This is a genomic window from Kitasatospora azatica KCTC 9699 (genome assembly GCF_000744785.1).
Taxonomy (GTDB): domain Bacteria; phylum Actinomycetota; class Actinomycetes; order Streptomycetales; family Streptomycetaceae; genus Kitasatospora; species Kitasatospora azatica.
This window is the reverse complement of record NZ_JQMO01000002.1, coordinates 566,598-584,761: the sequence shown is the minus strand read 5'-3', so window position 1 is coordinate 584,761 and position 18,164 is coordinate 566,598. Positions and strand designations below refer to the sequence as shown.

At 70.7% G+C, this 18,164-nt stretch carries 14 protein-coding genes; 8 read left to right on the top strand and 6 right to left on the bottom strand.

Features of this window, described 5'->3' with window-relative positions; all coding sequences use genetic code 11:
* Positions 1-50 precede the first annotated feature (50 nt).
* A complete protein-coding gene (gene chvE / locus BR98_RS03015) occupies positions 51-1,133 on the bottom strand; it encodes a multiple monosaccharide ABC transporter substrate-binding protein (RefSeq protein WP_157537348.1) in 1,083 nt (360 codons plus the stop codon).
* A 306-nt stretch (positions 1,134-1,439) separates the two neighbouring features.
* Positions 1,440-3,281: a cellulose-binding protein gene (locus tag BR98_RS03010; RefSeq protein WP_232247215.1), complete on the bottom strand. Its 1,842-nt coding sequence runs from the start codon at positions 3,279-3,281 to the stop codon at positions 1,440-1,442.
* 300 nt (positions 3,282-3,581) lie between these two features.
* Here BR98_RS03010 and BR98_RS03005 point away from each other — a divergent pair, with 300 nt between their 5' ends.
* The 4 genes from BR98_RS03005 (at position 3,582) to BR98_RS02990 (ending at position 7,932) form a co-directional block, all read left to right on the top strand.
* The gene (locus BR98_RS03005; RefSeq protein ID WP_035839761.1) at positions 3,582-4,502 is read left to right on the top strand and encodes an NADP-dependent oxidoreductase; all 921 of its coding nucleotides are present in this window, start codon (positions 3,582-3,584) and stop codon (positions 4,500-4,502) included.
* Positions 4,503-4,859: 357 nt separating this feature from the next.
* Positions 4,860-5,303 carry a DoxX family protein gene (locus BR98_RS03000; protein WP_035839757.1) on the top strand — a complete coding sequence of 148 codons (444 nt, stop codon included), beginning with the start codon at positions 4,860-4,862 and terminating at the stop codon, positions 5,301-5,303.
* A gap of 340 nt (positions 5,304-5,643) precedes the next feature.
* Complete coding sequence (locus BR98_RS02995; RefSeq protein ID WP_035839754.1) at positions 5,644-6,630, top strand: glycoside hydrolase family 6 protein; 987 nt, start codon at positions 5,644-5,646, stop codon at positions 6,628-6,630.
* A gap of 18 nt (positions 6,631-6,648) precedes the next feature.
* Positions 6,649-7,932, top strand: a complete 1,284-nt coding sequence (locus BR98_RS02990; protein WP_035839752.1) for a glycoside hydrolase family 6 protein — start codon at positions 6,649-6,651, stop codon at positions 7,930-7,932.
* An 84-nt stretch (positions 7,933-8,016) separates the two neighbouring features.
* Here BR98_RS02990 and BR98_RS02985 read toward each other — a convergent pair whose 3' ends face one another.
* The 3 genes from BR98_RS02985 to BR98_RS02975 form a co-directional block, all read right to left on the bottom strand.
* Positions 8,017-8,538 (bottom strand): universal stress protein, encoded by a 522-nt coding sequence (locus BR98_RS02985; RefSeq protein ID WP_035839749.1) that lies wholly within the window; start codon positions 8,536-8,538, stop codon positions 8,017-8,019.
* 4 nt (positions 8,539-8,542) lie between these two features.
* Positions 8,543-9,799: an SLC13 family permease gene (locus BR98_RS02980; RefSeq protein ID WP_035842661.1), complete on the bottom strand. Its 1,257-nt coding sequence runs from the start codon at positions 9,797-9,799 to the stop codon at positions 8,543-8,545.
* Positions 9,800-10,023: 224 nt separating this feature from the next.
* Entirely contained in the window at positions 10,024-11,517 is a 1,494-nt protein-coding gene (locus BR98_RS02975; RefSeq protein WP_083975910.1) for an arabinofuranosidase catalytic domain-containing protein, read from the bottom strand.
* A 505-nt stretch (positions 11,518-12,022) separates the two neighbouring features.
* Between BR98_RS02975 and BR98_RS02970 the strand changes: the two genes are divergently transcribed.
* The 4 genes from BR98_RS02970 to BR98_RS02955 all read left to right on the top strand — a co-directional run bounded on the left by BR98_RS02970 (position 12,023) and on the right by BR98_RS02955 (position 16,121).
* Positions 12,023-13,444, top strand: a complete 1,422-nt coding sequence (locus BR98_RS02970) for an endo-1,4-beta-xylanase (RefSeq protein ID WP_232247214.1) — start codon at positions 12,023-12,025, stop codon at positions 13,442-13,444.
* A 216-nt stretch (positions 13,445-13,660) separates the two neighbouring features.
* Positions 13,661-14,686 carry an expansin EXLX1 family cellulose-binding protein gene (locus BR98_RS02965; RefSeq protein ID WP_035842652.1) on the top strand — a complete coding sequence of 342 codons (1,026 nt, stop codon included), beginning with the start codon at positions 13,661-13,663 and terminating at the stop codon, positions 14,684-14,686.
* A 128-nt stretch (positions 14,687-14,814) separates the two neighbouring features.
* The gene (locus BR98_RS02960) at positions 14,815-15,345 is read left to right on the top strand and encodes a SigE family RNA polymerase sigma factor (protein ID WP_035839746.1); all 531 of its coding nucleotides are present in this window, start codon (positions 14,815-14,817) and stop codon (positions 15,343-15,345) included.
* Positions 15,342-16,121, top strand: coding sequence for a hypothetical protein (locus BR98_RS02955; protein ID WP_035839728.1), 780 nt, complete (start codon positions 15,342-15,344; stop codon positions 16,119-16,121). The genes BR98_RS02960 and BR98_RS02955 overlap by 4 nt, the downstream gene beginning before the upstream one ends.
* A gap of 66 nt (positions 16,122-16,187) precedes the next feature.
* Here the strand turns inward: BR98_RS02955 and BR98_RS02950 are convergent, their stop codons facing one another.
* Positions 16,188-18,038: an alpha-L-fucosidase gene (locus tag BR98_RS02950; protein WP_232247213.1), complete on the bottom strand. Its 1,851-nt coding sequence runs from the start codon at positions 18,036-18,038 to the stop codon at positions 16,188-16,190.
* Between the last annotated feature and the right edge of the window lie 126 nt (positions 18,039-18,164).

Below are 18,164 nucleotides of genomic sequence, written 5' to 3'. Positions count from 1 at the left end.
CTGTCCGGGGCGCCTGCCCCACCCGTACCGCCGGTTTGGGGGGCCGGGGATTACTTGAGCTGGTCCGCGGTGTACTGGCCGCCGTCGATCAGCACCTTCTGGTAGTTGTCCTTGTCCACGCTGACCGGCTGGAGCAGGTAGGCCGGGACGGTCTTGACGCCGTTGTTGTAGGTCGTGGTGTCGTTGGTCTCCGGCTTGCCGCCGGTGAGCAGCGCGTCGCCCATCTGAACCGCGACCTTGGCGAGCTCCCGGGTGTCCTTGTAGACGGTCTGCGTCTGCTCGCCCGCGATGATGGACTTCACCGAGGCCAGCTCGGCGTCCTGGCCGGTGACGACCGGCAGGGCCTTGCCGCTGCCGCCGTAGCCGACGCCCTTGAGGGAGGAGAGGATGCCGATCGAGATGCCGTCGTAGGGGGAGAGGACGGCGTCGACCCGGGCCGAGGTGTAGGACTTGCTGAGCAGGTTGTCCATGCGGGACTGGGCGACACCGCCGTCCCAGCGCAGGGTGGCGACCTGGTTGAAGCCGGTCTGGCCGCTCTGGACCACCAGCTTCTTGTCGTCGATGTACGGCTTCAGGACGCTCATGGCGCCGTTGAAGAAGAAGGAGGCGTTGTTGTCGTCCGGGGAGCCGGCGAACAGCTCGACGTTGAACGGACCCTTGCCGTCCTTGAGGCCCAGCTTGTCGGCGATGTACGTGCCCTGGAGGACGCCGACCTTGAAGTTGTCGAAGGTCGCGTAGTAGTCGACGTTGTTGGTGCCACGGATCAGGCGGTCGTAGGAGATCACCGGGATGTGGGCGTCGGCGGCCTTCTGGAGCACGTCGCTGAGCGAGGAGCCGTCGATGGCGGCGACCACCAGCAGCTTGGCACCCTTGGTGATCATGTTCTCGAGCTGGGAGACCTGGTTCTCGACGACGTTGTCGCCGTACTGCAGGTCGGTCTTGTAGCCCTTGTCCTGGAACTGCTTGACCATGTTGTTGCCGTCGTTGATCCAGCGCTCCGACGACTTGGTGGGCATGGAGATGCCGATGAGCCCGCCCTTGGCGCTGCCCTTGCTCGCGTTGTCGCCGACGCCGTTCGTGCTCTGGCCGCAAGCGGCGAGAGAGAGCGACAGGCCCGCAACGGCGAGGGCCATCGAAAACTTCCGCACAGTTCCTCCATTGGTGCGCCGAAATCGGCCCGACCTGGGCGGGAGCCGAGGATCGGTCGAGCAGCGGTCAAGCGGTGTTGGTTTCGGTCTCGAAGGCAAGTTGAGACCGAGTGAACGTTGATCGTTCAGGTTGTGACAGGGCCTCAGATCGGATCACCGGAGTGTCGAGGTGATCCGACCTACCTTCTGGCCTGGCGTTACAAGAGTGTTAACGCTAACAGAACGACCGTCAAGTGCCACTGGATCACTGTTGGGTATCGTCCCCGCAAGCGATCACCTACTGCTGCCGACTCACTTGCCGTGTGCGGCCTTGCGGCGGCGTCCGCGGAGCACCAGGACACAGCCGGTGGAGATGGCCGCCAGGCCGCCGACGGCGCTGTAGGTGACCGCATCGCTCATCCCGGTGGAGGCCAGGCCGCCGGTGGCGGTGCTGCTCGGGGCCGGGTGGTCGGCGGGCGTGCCGGCGGCGGACGCCTGCGCGCGGGTGCCGAGCGTGCCGGAGGCGGAGGCCACCGGTGCGGCGGTGACCGAGCCGGCGGCGACCGGCGTGCCGGCGCCGGGCGTGGGAGTGGCCGCCTTACCGGGGCTGGGCGTGGTGGCGGGTGCCGGGGCGCCGGAACCGGAGGGCGCCGAGGCGGGCTTCAGCTGGAGGGTGGTGACCGAGTACGGCGGCAGGGTCTGCGCGGCCGCCGTGCCGTTGGCCGCCGTGACCAGCTCGGTGCCGCCCTTGGCGTACGAGACGGTGGTGACCGCGCCCGGGGCCGGGGCGTACCCGCCGTAGGAGAGCGACACCTGTGCGGCGTTGTTCGGGTCCTTGTTGATCAGCATGACGTTCAGGCCGCCGTCGGTGCCGCGCACCGCGTGCACGGCCACCGACGAGTTGCCGGAGGAGGCCTTGACCATGGTGTCGCCGGGGTGGGCCAGCGCGGTCAGCGAGCGGATGCCCCAGTAGGTGGGGAACGGCGTCTCGCGGGCCGGCTCGCACTTGCCGTCGACGCAGCTCCCGCTGGAGAGCACGCCCTCGTCCAGGTAGTCGGTCTGGCCGTCGACCGTGCTGGGAGCGCTGCCCATGCCGTTGTGCAGGTCCCACCAGTCGACGTTCACGGCGCCGTGCTCGAGCCAGCTCAAGTAGGCGTCGGGTGCGTACAGGGCCGCGGCCTGGCTGGTCTTGGCGGGCGAGAAGTCGCCATCGGTCTCGGTGACCGTGATCTCCACCGAAGCGGCGCGCGAACCCGCGTAGTCGGCGATCAGCGAGCGCAGCGCGGAGGTGATGCCGGCGGCCTGGGCGGGGGTGTTCAGCAGGTCGGCCGTGGTCTTGCCACCGGGGTACGAGTGGACGATGACGAAGTCGATGGAGGTGCCCGCGATGGAGAGCACCGTGTGGTTCCAGTCGGCGCTGTCACCGGGAGCCGTCACGCCGTCGGGGTAGCCACCGGGAGTGGTGAGCACCGCACCGATCTTCACCGTCGGGTCCACGGCCTTCATCGCCTTCGCGTAGGCGACCAGGTTGTTCGCGTAGGTCGTCGGGCTCTTGTCGGCGTGGGTGTCGTTCTCCCAGCCGTTGCCGTAGTGGCCGTTGCCGTAGACCTCGTTGCCGATCTCCCAGTACTTGACCCCGTAGTGCTTGTCGACGTTGGCGTACTTGACCCAGTCGGCGGCCTCCTGCGGCGTGCCGGAACCGTAGTTCGCGGTCAGGATCGGCTGGGCGCCGACCGTCTTCGCCATGGTCATGAAGTGGTCGAAGTCGGTGCCCGGCGCGGCCCAGCTGCCGATGCCGGCGACCGTGTGGGTCTTCCAGTGGTAGCCGTCCGCGACGGAGCCGCCGGGGAAGCGCAGTTGGCGGATGCCCGCGGCCTTGATCAGGGACGAGGCGGTGGCGTCGGCCATGTTGGGGTCGTAGACGGCGGTGTTCAGGCCGACACCGGTGCTCGGCACGGTGCCCAGCGAGGAGCCGGCGTCCACGGTGATGGCGACGGTCGGCGCGGCGCCCGCGCTGAGCGCCAGCGCGCCGGCGCCGGCCGAGGCGACCAGGATCGCCGCCGACCCCGCCAGGATGCGGCGGCGGGTGCGGCTGCGGCGGTGCGTGCCCTGGGGCAGCGGCCGCTTGGCGGTCGTCGGGTCGTCAGATGACACGTGGGCTCCCGGTCAGAGTGCGTGAATGAGGGTCGGCATGGCGCCGCTGACCGCGGCTCGCCATCGTCTGTTGCACCCCCAAGTGGCCGCCGGAGCCGGAAAGGTTGCCGCCGTGATGAGACTTTTTTCGGACCGCGCACCGCCCACCGGGCGGGCCGGGTCCGATTCGCCCTGACGGAGCGTCGGAGCGTCGGGGCCGCCGGGCGTCCGGGCCGGGGATAGCGTGGCCGCCAGGCCCTGGCGCCCGCCCACCCGGCGGCGGTGCGTCGGGCGACGACACCGACCCCCGGAGGCCTGTTCATGCGTGCGGTGACCTACGACTCCTACGCCCCGGACAACTCGCGGCTGCGCTGCGGCGAGGTGGCCGACCCCAAGGTGGGGCCCGGCCAGGTGCTGATCCAGGTGCGCGCGGCGGCGGTCAATCCGGTCGACTGGAAGGTCATGGCCGGCGGCCTGGACGGCATGATGGACACGGTCTTCCCCGTGATCCCCGGCTGGGACGTGGCCGGTGTGGTGACCCGGACCGGCCCCGACACGCCCGAGTTCACGCCCGGGGACGAGGTGATGGCCTACGCCCGCAAGGACGTGGTGCAGGCCGGCACCTTCGCCGAGTACGTCGCGGTCGATGCGCCCTCGGTGGCGCGCAAGCCCGTCGCGCTCGACTGGGCGCAGGCGGCCGGCCTGCCGCTGGCCGGCCTGACCGCACTGCGCAGCCTGGACCGGCTCGAGGTCGGATCCGGTGACGTGCTGCTGGTGCACGGCGCGGCCGGCGGCGTCGGGAGCCTGGCGGTGCAGCTCGGCTGCGACCGGGGAGCCCGGGTGATCTGCACCGCCTCGGAGCGCAACCACGCCTTTCTCCGCGAGCTGGGCGGCGACCCGGTGAGCTACGGGGACGGCCTGGCCGAGCGGGTGCGGGCGCTGGCGCCTGACGGCGTGTCGGCGGTGGCGGACTTCGTCGGCGGCCAGCTGGAGACGACGCTGGCCGTGCTCGCCGACGGTGGCAGGCACGTCTCGGTCGCCGACCCGAGTGTGGAGCAGCACGGCGGGCACTGGATCTGGGTCCGCCCGGACGGCGCCAAGCTGGCCGAGCTGGCGGCGGCGGTCGACCGGGGTGCGTTGACCGTGGAGGTCGCGCAGACCTTCCCGCTGGAGCGGACCGGCGAGGCCTTCGAGGCCAGCCGCACCGGACACACCCGCGGCAAACTGGTCGTCACGCCCTGACGCGCTCCGGCGCTGCGCTCGGTGGGCCGCCAGGACAAGGGCGAAATCGACCCGGCCCGATCCATCGGACGACCAAGGCCGCAAGCCCTTGCCCACTACCAGCACGAGCGCCCCGGAGAGCCATCAGGTCGGCCCGCTGACCAGCACATTCGAGGATGGCGAGGCCCGGTACCGACCCGTGCTCCGCAGGTCGGGCGGATCAGCTGTCGCAACTGATCCGATGTCAGGCTCTGTTTCGAATGAGGATGCCGGAGAAAAAATCTGGGCGGACCGCTGAACTCAGGCGCCGCACGGTGCGTACCGCCAGTCGCCCGATCCAGCACCCCCAACCATCACCCCCGACCAGATGGAGTTGCGATGTCATTCAGCACCGGCACCGGCACCGACGCACTCGCCGAACGGGCCAAGCCGCACGCGATCGCCGCACTGCGAATAGTTTCCGCCCTGCTCTTCAGCTGCCACGGGGCGGCCTCCCTGCTCGGCGTCCTCGGCGGCACGCCGGGCCGTTCGTTGTCGGTCGGCCAGTGGCCGGGCTGGTGGGCCGCGCTGATCCAGCTGGTCGGCGGCGCCCTGGTCCTGCTGGGCCTGGGCACCAGGCTCGCGGCCCTGCTCTGCTCGGGCTCGATGGCCTACGCCTACTTCTCGGTCCATCAGCAGCACGCCCTGTGGCCGATCCAGAACGGCGGTGAGCTCTCGGTCCTGTTCTGCTGGATCTTCCTGGCCATCGCGATCACCGGTCCGGGCAGCCTCGCCCTCGACCGACTGCTGCGCCGCGCCCCCCAGCCGGTTCCGGCGGCGTAGCGGGAGCTCTGCCGGCGCGCGGGCCTGCGGTCCGGTGCGGTCGGAACCGGCAGGGCGCTCCAGGACAAGCGGCAGAGACAGGGGCGGTGTAACGGACGGCTCTTTCGTCCATCACACCGCCCCTGTGTGCATTATGGGAGCGCTTCCACGACCTAGGCCCAGTGGCACTTGTACCGCCAGAAACCGTCGATCCCCTGGGCACCCAGTACTGACAGGCGAAATGAACCTCGGTCGGACTCCTTGACAGCACCTCGCAGGCGCCCAATCATCTGGTTCTGGAAGCGCTCCCACGCTTCGATCGCCACCCAGCCTCCACCCACCCCACAGCGGAGGAAACGCCATGCGCCGTTCGCGCCGCAGGCTGTCATTGCTCGTGGCAGCATCGCTGACCGCACTCCTGACCGCACTCCTGGCCGCGGTCCACCCCGGGACCGCCTACGCGGCCGACCCCACCACCATGACCAACGGCTTCTACGTCGACCCCGGCTCCAGCGCGCAGCAGTGGGTCAACGCCAACCCCGGTGACGGCCGCGCCGCCGCGATCCGGGCCTCGATCGCCAACGTGCCGTCGGCACGCTGGTTCGGCAACTGGAGCGGCACCATCGGGACGGCGACCGGCGCCTTCGTCGGCGCGGCGGCGGCCAACCGCAAGCTGCCGATCCTGGTGGCCTACAACATCCCCAACCGGGACATCTGCGCGGGCCAGTCCGGCGGTGGCGCGGGTTCCGACGCCGCCTACAACAGCTGGATCGCCGCTTTCGCCAGCGGCATCGGCAACCGACCCGCGGTGGTCGTCCTGGAGCCCGACTCGCTCGGGGACGAGAGCTGCATGACGGCGAATCAGATCTCCGAACGCAACACGCTGCTGCGCAACGCCATCGCACAGTTCAACGCCAAGGCCCCCAACACCTGGGTCTACCTGGACGCCGGCAACCCCGGTTGGCTGAGCGCCCAGACCATGGCCCAGCACCTGGCCGATGCCGGGGTCAGCGGGGCCCACGGGTTCTCGTTGAACGTGTCCAACTTCTACAGCACTTCGCAGAACACGGCGTACGGCAACGCCGTCAACGCGGCCCTGCAGTCGAGGGGCGGGTCCGCCAAGCCGTACGTCGTCGACACCAGCCGCAACGGCAACGGCTCCAACGGCCAGTGGTGCAACCCGGCCGGCCGCAGGATCGGCACCCCCACGCAGTCGGGTGGCGGCGCCGAGATGCTGCTCTGGGTCAAGGTGCCCGGTGAGTCCGACGGCAACTGCGGCACCGGCGGCGGATCCAGCGCCGGACAGTTCCTGCCCCAGGTCGCCTACAACCTGGTCTACGGCTACTGAGAGCAGGAGGAGACCCACGTGAGTCCGCGCATCCCACGCTCGTTGGTGCCCATCGGCATCGCGGCCCTGCTGGCGGCAGTCGCCGTCCCGGCCCAGGCCCAGGCCGAGGTCGGTACCGGCCACACACTGCCGGCCGGTACCCGGTTCTACGTGGACCCGCACAGCGACGCGGCGAAGCAGGCGGTCAACGACCTGCTGCACCACGACTTCACCGGCGCCACCGCGATGGCCGAGCTCGCCAGCTGGCCCGAGGCCCACTGGTTCACCGACGGCACCCCGGACCAGGTGGCCGACCAGGCGCATTCGCTGGTCCGGAGCGCTGCCCGCACCGGGACCGTTCCGGTCCTGGTCGCGTACGACATCCCGCTGCGGGACTGCTCCCAGTACTCCAGCGGGGGCGCGCAGTCCGACGCGGACTACCGAGCCTGGATCGCGGGGCTGGCGCACGGCATCGGCCGCAGCCGGGCACTGGTGGTCCTCGAACCCGACGCCCTGGCCAACCTGCCCTCCGACTGCTCCCCGAGCACCGACCCCACCGGGGCGCTCACGGCCGGACGGATCGCCGATCTGCGGTACGCCGTCAGCGTCCTGGAGCAGCAGCCGAACACGACCGTGTACCTGGACGCGGGCAACAGCCACTGGCAGAGCGTGGGCACCATGGCACAGCGCCTGCTGCAGGCGGGGGTCGAGAACACCCAGGGCTTCTCGCTGAACGTGTCCAACTTCTTCGCCACCGGCCGGTCCGACCACTACGGCACCTGGGTGTCGAACTGCCTGTGGTACGCCACCAAGGGCCCGGCGGCCGCGCACGGGCACACGGACTGGTGCGCGAGCCAGTACTACTCCCCGGCGGCCCCCAACGACGGCCTGCCGGGGGACTCCGTCAACGCGGACGACCCCAGCACCTGGCACTGGACCGACCAGTGGTTCCAGCAGAACGTCGGCACCCCGCCGGCGGGCGAACTCGCCCACTTCGTGGTCGACACCAGCCGCGACGGGCAGGGCGGCTGGACCCCGCCGGCCGGCAAGTACACCGGCGATCCGCAGACCTGGTGCAACCCGCCCGGCCGCGGCATCGGTGACCGGCCCACGGCCGACACCGGCACACCCCTGGTGGACGCCTACCTGTGGATCAAGACCGTCGGCCAGTCCGACGGTCAGTGCAACCGCAACGTCCCCGGCGCAACGGTCGACCCCGAGTACGGCATCGTCGACCCGCCGGCCGGCACCTGGTGGCCCGATCAGGCCCTGACCCTGGTGCGGAACGCCAACCCGGCGCTCACCTTCAACCGCGGTCACTGAGCGCGGGCCAACGACCAGCCGTCCCGGAGGCGCAGGGCAGCCGCCGGGGCGGCTCGGCGCCATCCGGCAGCGCGCACAGTGGTGTTACCCGCGCCGCGGCGGGTGCGGTGGCGGGGCCGCGGCAGTCGCCGGTGCCGGCCCGGGCCAGACCAGCAGGACGGGGCAGGGAGCGTGGTCGACGACGAACCGGCTTGCGGGACCCAGACTGTGGGGCCCCAGGTGGGTGCGGTCACCGTCGCGCGCGAGGACCAGCAGCTCCGCTCCGGCAGCCGCGGCCACGACCTCGTGCTCGGTCCGGCCGGTCCGTTCCAGGCGGACGCAGGAGCGTCCCAGGCGGTCGGCGGCGGCGTCGAGCAGCTGGTGGGCGGAGGCCGCGGCCAGGTCCTCGAGCCGGTCACCCGGGTCGCTTCCCCAGCCGTCGGTCGGGTGCCGCCCCCTGGGGTGGCCGCGTCCCAGCAGTCCCGCGAAGGCGGCGTGCGCGACTCCGGGCACCTCGGTGCCCGTGACGTGCAACAGGACGATCTCGGCGTCCTGCGGCGCGTGGGTGCGGGCGGCGTCGACACAGGCGGGCCAGGTGCCCTCGGTGATCCAGACGACGACTGACACGGCATCACCCTCCGACGATCCGCAACGATCCCCACAGTGCTACCACGGCCAGGGCCAGCGCCGCCGGTACGACGAGCAGCCCGAGGCGGGTGAACTCGGCCAGCCCGACGTCGGTGTCGTGCTCCCGGACGATGCGCCGCCAGAGCAGGGTGGCCAGGGAACCGGCGTAGGTGAGGTTGGGCCCGATGTTCACCCCGAGCAGCACCGCCAGCACCGCGCCCGGGCCGGCCGGCGCGGTCAGCGGCAGCAGGACGAGGGTGGCGGGCAGATTGTTGATCACGTTCGCGAGAACGGCGGCGAGCGCAGCGGTGCCCAGCAGGGCGGGCAGCGCAGTGCCGTGCGGGACGAGGTGTCCGAGCGCGGACAACAGCCCGTTGTCGACCACCGCGCGCACGACGACGCCGAGCGCCAGCACGAAGGCCAGGAACGGCAGCGCGGCCGAGCGGAGGATCGCCGTCGGGGTGGTCCGCCGCCGGGCCAGGGCGCGGACGGCCAGCACCAGGGCGCCGGCCAGCGCGGCCCAGGCCGGGTCGATGCCGACCGCCGAGGCGAGAACGAACCCGGCGAGCGTGCCGGCGACGGTGACCAGGGCGAACAGCGGCAGTTCCGGCTCCGTCGCGGTCGCCGGGACCTCGGCGCCCGCGTCCAGGTCTGCCGCGAAGAACCGGCGCAGCAACACGTACTCGACCGCGATCGCGACGAGCCAGGGCAGTGCCATCAGTGCGGCGAACCGGGTGAACGCCAGCCCGCTGGCCGCGAATGCCAGCAGGTTGGTGAGGTTGGACACCGGCAGCAGCAGCGAGGCGGTGTTCGACAGGTGCGTGCACGCGTAGAGGTGGGGCTTCGGCCTGGCCCCGAGGCGGGCGGCGGTGGCGAACACCACCGGGGTGAGCAGGACCACGGTGGCGTCCAGGCTGAGCACCGCCGTGATCACCGAGGCGACCACGAACACCTGTACCAGGAGTCGGCGGGGCCGCCCCGCCGCGGTGCGCGCCATCCACGCGCCGCACGCGTGGAACAGGCCCTCGTCGTCGCAGAGTTGGGCGAGCACCAGGACCGCGGCGAGGAAGCCGATGACCGGGCCGAGCCGAGCGGCCTCGGCTGCCGCGTGGGCCGGCGAGATCGCGCCGGCGCCGATCGCCAGCCCCGCCGCCGGGACCGCGACCACCGCCTCGGGCCAGCCCCACGGCCGCACCACCGCGCAGACCAGGACCAGTACCAGCAGGCCGACCGACAGGACTTCCGCGACGAACGTGTTCAGAATCTGCTCCTGGAAGGGGTGGTGATGCTGACCCTTCGTCGAAGCGGAGTGCTCCGTGGGTCGGGCCCGGCAGCCCGTCCCGGATGCGGGCAGACGCACGTGGCGCCAACATCCTGACATCCCTGCCGCCGGTTGATCGGCAGCCCGATACCGCTGAGCGGGTGGGTGTGGGTGTGGGGGCCTGGTCTCGGGACCAGGCCCCCATGGGGTTCAGTGGGTCAGCCTCAGCCGAGGGTCCACTTCTGGTTGCTCGCGCCGTTGCAGGTCCACAGCTGGACCAGCGCACCGTCGGCGGTGGAGCCGTTCGACACGTCCAGGCACAGGCCCGACTGCACGCCGGTCACCGTGCCGTCACTGTTCAGGTGCCACTGCTGGTTGGTCTGCCCGTTGCACGTCCACACCACCGCCTTGGTCCCCGCCGTGGTGCCCTTGCCGTAGGCGTCCAGGCAGAGCGTGGTCCCCGACTCCGTCACCGTCAGCGCACCGCTCGCGGTGTGGGTCCACACCTGGTTCGCGCCGCCCCAGCAGCCGTAGATCTGCACCTGGGTACCCGCCGTGGTCGAGGCGTTCGGCACGTCCAGGCACTTGCCCGCACCCACCGCACGCAACGCACCGGTGGCGGTCCCGGTGCTGCTGGTGCTGTAGCCGGCGGCGGTGATGTTGGTCTGGACGGCGTTCTCGGTGGCGTCGCTCGGGTAGCCGGAGGTCATGACGCCCTCGTAGAAGGTGCCGGTGGCGCCCTTGCTGTTGTCGCCGCCGATGCCGAGGATGATCGCGCCCTCCTTGCGCATCGGGTTGTAGCCGGAGACGTTGGGGCGCGGTCCGCTGTAGTCGGTGGCCAGGCCGCCCGACTGGGCGTTGCCGGAGCGGATGGCCCAGTGGTTGGGCTCGCCCTTGACGATCGCGGTCACGAAGCGGTCGCTGATGCTGGGGTCATTGGCGTTGAAGCCGGCGTTGACGCCGGAGAACAGGCCGTTCTCCTGGTCGGCCATCACCCAGGGGCCGTTGCCGCTGCCGTAGCCCCAGACCTTGATGTTGCCGAAGTAGATGGCCTCCATGGTGCCGTTGCCGTCGTCGTTGTTGGTGGTCTCGGCGTTGCCGTAGTCGAAGCAGCAGCCGCCGTTGTAGTGGGTGCCGTCGAAGATCGCGTACATGCCCTCGGGCTGGTCGCCGGTGGCGATTCCCGAGGTGTGGTCGTTGCGGTAGCCGGTGCCGGGGGCGATGTAGGCGCCGTACGCGGCGTGGCCGCCCACGGTGATCGGGGCGGCGGTGGCGTTCGCCAGGTTGTCCGGGCCGCCGGCGGCGCCGCCGCCGGGGGCCTGGGTGAGGTGGTTGCCCTTGCCGGACTGGTCGTAGATGACCGTGATGACGCAGCTGGTGGAGGCGCAGAAGGCGTCCTGCGTGGCGGCGTTGGCGTAGCCGCCGGTGCTCAGCAGGCCGATGTCCTTGGTCGCCCCGTCCGAGGCGCGCTTGACCTGGTACAGCGCGCCGGAGTAACCGCCGTACAGCGCACGGGTGGTGGAGTGCGCGGCGACGCACGGGGTGCCGCCTGCCGCGTAGATGTCGCACGGTCCCTGGGTGGCAGCCTGTGCGGGGCCGGTGGTGGCGCCGGTGGTGACGAGTGCACCGAGCACGATGGCCGCGGCGGCGCCCGCACGGGTGAGGGCATGCGTGCGAAGCGGCCGCCGGGGCCGGTGCCATAGGCGGAATTTGCTCATCTGAATACTCCCTGGGTAGCGCAACCGGGTGGAGTGTTAGCGCTAACATCCCAGCCACTCCTGGACTGCCGGGCCGCAGGAGGGAAGGGATGTTCTGGGAGGAGACGGTGCAGCCTTGTTGGGTGGCATGTCAAGTACTTGGACTGGCAAACATGTTGACGGCGCATTGGTCGCAGCGGGTCTGAACGCGGCGCCCGCCGCGCGTTTGAAATGCCGCACCCCTCAAGGGTTTCCGAAACAATCCCGAAACTTTCCGCCGTGTCTTGACGGTTCCTGTCGACGCCGAGTTACCTAGCCACGGGAGCATCCCCCCCGCCGCACCCCGTTGCCGGACGGATGGCGCGGCGTCGCTCCCGTTCCCCGAGCCGACGGTCGCAGTCCGCCGTCACCGCTCTCGCGCCACACCCGCGGAGCATCGCGGGTGCGTGCCTCCCCCCACAAGCACAGGAGGTCGACCATGCCCCTCGGAAGGATCCGCACCGCATTACGCCGTGCCCGGCCCGTCGTGGCCGCCACGACGCTGGCGCTCGCGGTCGGTGCGCTGGCCGCAGCCCCGCCCGCCGCGGCCGCCGGCAGCACCCTGAAGGCGGCGGCGGAGGCGGACAGCCGGTACTTCGGCACCGCCCTGTCCGACGGCGACCTCGGCGTCGGCGGCGAAATGGCCGTCGCCAAGGCGCAGTTCGACATGCTGACGCCGACCAACGAGATGAAGTGGGACACCACCGAGCCGGGCAACGGCTCGTACAACTTCGGACCGGGCGACCAGCTCGTGCAGTTCGCCCAGTCGAACGGCTGGCGGGTGCGCGGCCACAACCTGGTCTGGCAGAACCAGCTCCCGGGCTGGGTCCAGGGTCTGCCGCAGAGTCAGGTGCGCGCCGCCATGGAGTCGCACATCACCACCGAGGCCACCCACTACAAGGGCAAGATCTACGCCTGGGACGTGATCAACGAGCCGTTGAACGGCGACGGTTCGCTCGTCTCGGACGTCTTCTACCAGGCCATGGGCTCCGGCTACCTCGCCGACGCGCTGCGCACCGCGCACGCCGCCGACCCGGGCGCGAAGCTCTACATCAACGACTACAACATCGAGGGCCAGAACGCGAAGAGCAACGCCCTCTACAGCATCGCCCAGTCGCTGCTCGCGCAGGGCGTCCCGCTGGGCGGCATCGGCTTCGAGAGCCACTTCATCGTCGGCCAGATCCCGGGCGACATGCAGGCCAACATGCAGCGGTTCGCCAACCTGGGCCTGGACGTGGCCATCACCGAACTGGACGACCGCGCCCAGACGCCGGCCAGCAGCGGTTCGCTCCAGCAGCAGGCCACCGACTACGCCGCGGTGGTCAAGGACTGCCTGGCGGTCACCCGTTGCGTGGGCATCAGCCAGTGGGGCGTGGACGACGCGCACTCCTGGATCCCCGGAACCTTCCCCGGTTACGGCGCCGCCACCATGTGGGACGGCAACGACCAGCCCAAGCCGTCCTACAGCGCGGCGCTGGCCGCCCTGGGCGGCGGTGGCGGCGGCGGTGGCGGTACGACCGGTGCGTTGCGCGCGGTGGGTGCGGGCAAGTGCCTGGACGTGCCGAACGCCTCCACGACGGCGGGTACCCAGGTGCAGATCTACGGCTGCTGGGGCGGCGCGAACCAGGTGTGGACCCACACCGCGAGCGGTGCGCTGACGGTGACGGAGTCGGGGACCACGCTCTGCCTGGACGCCAGCGGCAAGGGCACCACGGCGGGGACCAAGGCGGTGGTGTGGACGTGCAACGGGCAGACCAACCAGCAGTGGCGCCTGAACAGTGACGGCACGGTGACCGGCGTGCAGTCGGGCCTGTGCCTGGACGTGTCGAACGGCTCCACCGCCGACGGTGCGCTGGTCCAGCTGTGGACCTGCAACGGCGCGAGCAACCAGAAGTGGACCCTCGGCTGACCGACCGTCGGCTGACCCACCCTCGGCCGACATCCCGCTGAGCCCGCACACGGGCTGAGCACGCACAGCAGGGGCCCGGCCCCGGGAGGACACACACCCCGGAGCCGGGCCCCACATCCATGCCGTCGAAAAAAAGTTTTCCGCGGGCGGCAACCAATCCCGGACCGGCGGCAACTGGGGGGCGAACTGTCGAATCGACGGACCGGATGGATGGGCATGAAGGCAACGAGACACGCCGCGCAGCAACCGTGGCGCAGGCGCGCGCTGATCGCGGGCATTCCCCTGGCGCTGCTGGCCATCGGGGTACTGGTGTTCCTGACCCTGGGCCCGGGCAGCGGGAACAGCGCCGAGGCCGGGCGGGTGGTCGACGCCCCCGCCAGCGCTGCCGTGACCAGCCTGCCGCCGGTTTCCGGATCCGCGGCGGCCACCGGCACGAGTGCGTCCGGGCAGCCCAGCGCATCATCGTCCGCCTCGGCCTCTGCGTCGTCGGCGAGCTCGTCGCCGGCGGGTTCGGCCAGTCCGTCGCGCTCCGGCAAGGCCAGTGCGACGCCGTCGGCGACCGCCAGTGCCACGCCGTCGACGACCGCCAGCGCGACGCGCGCGGCGACCGCGGTGGCGCCCTCGGCCGGCCGGATCAAGCCCGGGGTCAGCTACCCGGGCGTCGCGACGGCGTACGACGCCGCCGACGGCAACGGCGCCTGCTCGTTCGGCCCGACCGGCGGGGACATGATGGTCGCGGCGATGAACTTCACCGACTACGAGGTGTCCCGGGCGTGCGGGGCGTACGTGCAGATCCACGCTTCCAACGGGGCCTCGCTCACGGTCCGGATCGTCAACGTCTGCCCGCTGCCCTGCGCAGTGGGCCAGCTCGACCTCAGCCAGCAGGCCTTCGCCAAGCTCGCCGACCTCTCGGTGGGCCGGCTGGCGATCACGTGGACCCTGCTGAGCCCCGAGTCGGTGGGCCCGCTCTCGGTCCGCTACAAGCCCGGCTCCAGCAAGTGGTGGTGCGGTATCCAGGCGATCGGTCACCGGAACCCGATCGCGACGCTGGAGGTCCAGGCCGGCGGCAGCTGGCGGCAACTGCCGCGGACCGACTACAACTACTTCCTCTCCGCCGACGGTACGGGGTGCGGCGGGTCGATCCGGATCACCGACATCTACGGCGAGCAACTGACCGTCGACAACACCAGCGTCCAACCCGATGTCGTGCAGTCGACCTCAGTCCAGTTCGCCCGGCATTGACCAGCCCGCCGACCTGCGGCTACCGCCCCGCAAAACGGGGCGACCGCCGTCCGGATCCGCCGTCGGGGCTTGTTATGCTGCGCCCTCTTGTTAACGTGCACAATGTAGGGAGAGGACGACCGAGGGAGATGTTCCTCGCTGACACGTCCGCGGAGTTCCACGACTTCTTCGAACGTCATTACGCCGAACTGGCCAGGTTCGCGAACCTCTTGACCGGTGAGCCCGATGCGGCCGACGACCTCGCCGCCGACGCGATGATCGCCCTGTGGCAGCGCTGGGACCGGTTGCGGAAGGCCGATCACCCGCTCGCCTACGCCCGCGGCGTGGTGGCCAACATGGCGCGCGAACGGATCCGCGCTGCGATGCGCGAGCGCCGCCGGGTCTCACTGTTCTGGTTCCGGGGGCCCGGGTCGGTGGAAGGGCCGGACACGGCGGCCGTGCTGGACGTCCGCACGGCGCTCGCCCGGCTCCCGTTCCGCAAACGGGCCTGCGTGGTGCTGCGGCACGCCTTCGACCTGTCGGAGAAGGAGACCGCTGCGGCGCTCGGGATATCCGTCGGAACGGTGAAGAGCCAGACCTCGAGGGGAATGGCCGAGCTGCAAGGAATACTTGGCGCTCGAGCGGTAGGCGACTTGGTGACAGGAAGGAGGAAGCAGTGAACGAGGAGATCGCCCGTCGGCTGCGGGAGGCCGCCGAGGCCCATCAGCCGGATCGCGCGCAGATGCTTGCCCGCGTCCAGCGCGGCATGGCCGGCCCAGCCGTCCGGCACCGCTCACGGCCGCTCGCGAGGTCGGGCCGGAGGGTCGTCCTCGCCGCCCTGGCGACCGCCGGGCTCCTGGCGACGGGCGGCCTGGCCGTCGCCGGCATCGTCCACACGCTGCCGACCTTTGGCCCCGCCATCACGTCCGCTGCGCCGTCGCCGACCGAGCCGACCCCGTCGGAGGCCTCGACGCCGCCGTCGCCCGCTGCCGGCACCGCGGGTGCGACCCCCGTCGCGCCCCCGAGCACCGCGCGCCCGACTCCGTCGGCGGCCGGTCAGCTCCAGAACGGACCGCTGTGGTCCGCCGGCTCGGTGGACGCGCACAGCACCGTGTACTGGGAGCAGAACAACCTCACCCTCAGGACCAGCCAGCCGCTCACGGCGCTGACGGTCGAACTGCGCGTCGCGCTGACCGCCGGCGTGCAGAGCACCGGCAGCTGGTCCACCCTGCCGAACGAGGACTTCACCGTCACCGTTCAGCCGTCCGGCGGCTCGCTGGTCTACCGCTGGGTGCTCAAGTCGAGCCGGACCGTGCCGACCGGGCAGTACGAGTTCGCCGCCCAGTTCAACCACGCCACCGGCGCGCGCAGTGCCGCGGGCGACGCCTACCACGTGGACGCGCAGGGGCCGGGCGGCCCCGCCTCGGTGTGGGGCGGGTTCGTCCCGGGCCGGTGAACAACAGGAACAAGCGGTAGGGGGGCGCCCGACGGGCGCCCCCCTACCGCTTGTTCCTGCGGCCGGTCAGCCGACCTTGATCAGCTGCCACTGCTGCTGGCTGCCCCAGTTGACGGTCCACTGGCCCACCGTCTGGCCGTCCGCGGTGCCGTTTCCGTTGTCCAGGGCCATCCCGCTCACCCGGTTGGTGAGCTGGTAGATGCCGCCGCCCAGGGCGAGGATGCTCCACTGCTGCTGGTTGCCGCCGTTGTCGGGCTGCTGCACCACCGCGGTGCCCGCGGTGGTGCTGTTCCCGTTGTCCAGGGCCATGCCGCTGCGGGCGCACACCAGCTTGAACCGGCCCGCCTCCAGGCCGGTCAGGGTCCACCGCTGGGGGGAGCCGCCGTTGGTGGTCCACTGCATCGTCTGGCTGCCGGCCGAGGACGAGTTGCCGTTGTCCAGGGCCTTGCCGCTGCGGGCGCAGATCAGCTCGTAGACGCCGTCGGCGACCACGGCCGGCATCCCGGCGACGTCGACGACGACCACCGAGTCGTTGGCGTCGGGGGCGGTGGTCGGCACCGAGACGTTGATGTTCCCGCCGCTCACCGAGAACGAGAGCGAGGCCGACGGGTTGCTCTGCAGGTAGACCCGGTTGATCGTGTTGGCGACCAGCGGGATCTGCAGAGTGCCGTTGCTCGGCCAGTTGAACACGTGGGCGAAGAGCTTGCCCGACTTCCTGGTGAACTTGCCCCAGGACGGCTCGGCGGTGAACGGGCTGCCGCTGGTGCCGTAGATGCTGTCGCTGTTGACGGCCATCCAGCTGCCGAGCCCCTGGAGGATGCTGACCGAGCCCGGGGTGGGCGTGCCGTCGCCCTTGGGGCCGATGTTGAGCAGGTAGTTGCCGTCCCGGGAGGCCACCGTGACGAACTCCTGGAGGATGGTCTTGACGGACCGGTAGGAGTTCTCCGCCCAGGAGGTGTATCCCCAGGCGCCGTTCAGGGTGGCGCAGGTCTCCCACGGGCGGCCGAGCGGCTCGGCCGGCACGGTCTGCTCCGGGCAGGCGAAGTCGCCGAGGCCCTGGTCGCGCTTGACCCGCTCGTTGATGACCAGGCTGGGCTTGAGGCCGATCAGGTAGTTGTAGAGGTCGATCCCGTCGGCGGAGGTCCACCAGTCGGTGAGGGTCGGGGTGGCGGGGTTGCCGCACCAGTCGCCGTCGAACCACAGGATCGCGGGGTCGTACCTGGTGATCAGCTCCTGCAACTGGGCCTTCATGTCACTGATGTAGGAGGCGCGGGCACTCATCGAGGCCATGTCGGTGTAGGTCGTGGAGTGGTCGATGTTCTGGGACCAGTGGTTCCAGTCCATGATCGAGTAGTACAACCCGAACTTGATGCCGCGGGCGTCGCAGGCGCTCTTGAGCGCGGCCAGCGGGTCGTTCTGGTAGGCGGTGTAGCCGGGCAGGGTGTAGCGCTTGGTGCCGGTGGTGTCGGTGAAGCCCGCCACGCTCGAGTTGTACATCGCGAAGCCCTCGTGGTGCTTCGCGGTGATCACCAGGTACTTCATGCCGGCGTTCAGGGCCAGGTCGGCGATGGTGTTGGCGTTGAAGGCGGTCGGGTTGAACGATGCCGACACCTGGGACTGGTAGTTGGGCTTGTTGTAGTTGTCGTTGGAGAACGCCCACTCGCCGTGGCCGAGGTTGCTGTAGGACCCGAAGTGGATGAACATGCCGAAGCGCGCCTGATACCACCAGGCCATCTTGGAGGGCACGGTGTACGCCTCGGCGCTGTCGGCCAGCATGATCTGGGGCAGGCCGAAGGCCGCGGCGCCCCCGGCGATCGCGGCGGCCCGGATCAGTTGACGGCGGCTCAGATTGGTGGGGGACATCTGCGGCTCCAGGAAGGGGTGCTGCTGCTCGGAGGGGGCTGCGCGCCGGTGCACCGGAAGCGTCCTGACTGCGGACCAGCTCCCCCGTCGGCCGGGCGGCTCGCTGTACCGAGGACCTTACGAGCCTGAAACCTGCCCGACAAGAGGGAGATCCGATGAATCTGAAACGTGATGCTGGAT

Excerpts from the sequence above, each read along its gene's own strand:
- BR98_RS02965 (WP_035842652.1), top strand. The coding sequence starts at position 13,661 with ATGAAGGCAACGAGACACGCCGCGCAGCAACCGTGGCGCAGGCGCGCG.
- BR98_RS02975 (WP_083975910.1), bottom strand. The coding sequence starts at position 11,517 with ATGAGCAAATTCCGCCTATGGCACCGGCCCCGGCGGCCGCTTCGCACG.
- chvE (WP_157537348.1), bottom strand. The coding sequence starts at position 1,133 with ATGGCCCTCGCCGTTGCGGGCCTGTCGCTCTCTCTCGCCGCTTGCGGC.
- BR98_RS03000 (WP_035839757.1), top strand. The coding sequence starts at position 4,860 with ATGTCATTCAGCACCGGCACCGGCACCGACGCACTCGCCGAACGGGCC.
- BR98_RS03005 (WP_035839761.1), top strand. The coding sequence starts at position 3,582 with ATGCGTGCGGTGACCTACGACTCCTACGCCCCGGACAACTCGCGGCTG.
- BR98_RS02995 (WP_035839754.1), top strand. The coding sequence starts at position 5,644 with ATGCGCCGTTCGCGCCGCAGGCTGTCATTGCTCGTGGCAGCATCGCTG.
- BR98_RS02960 (WP_035839746.1), top strand. The coding sequence starts at position 14,815 with ATGTTCCTCGCTGACACGTCCGCGGAGTTCCACGACTTCTTCGAACGT.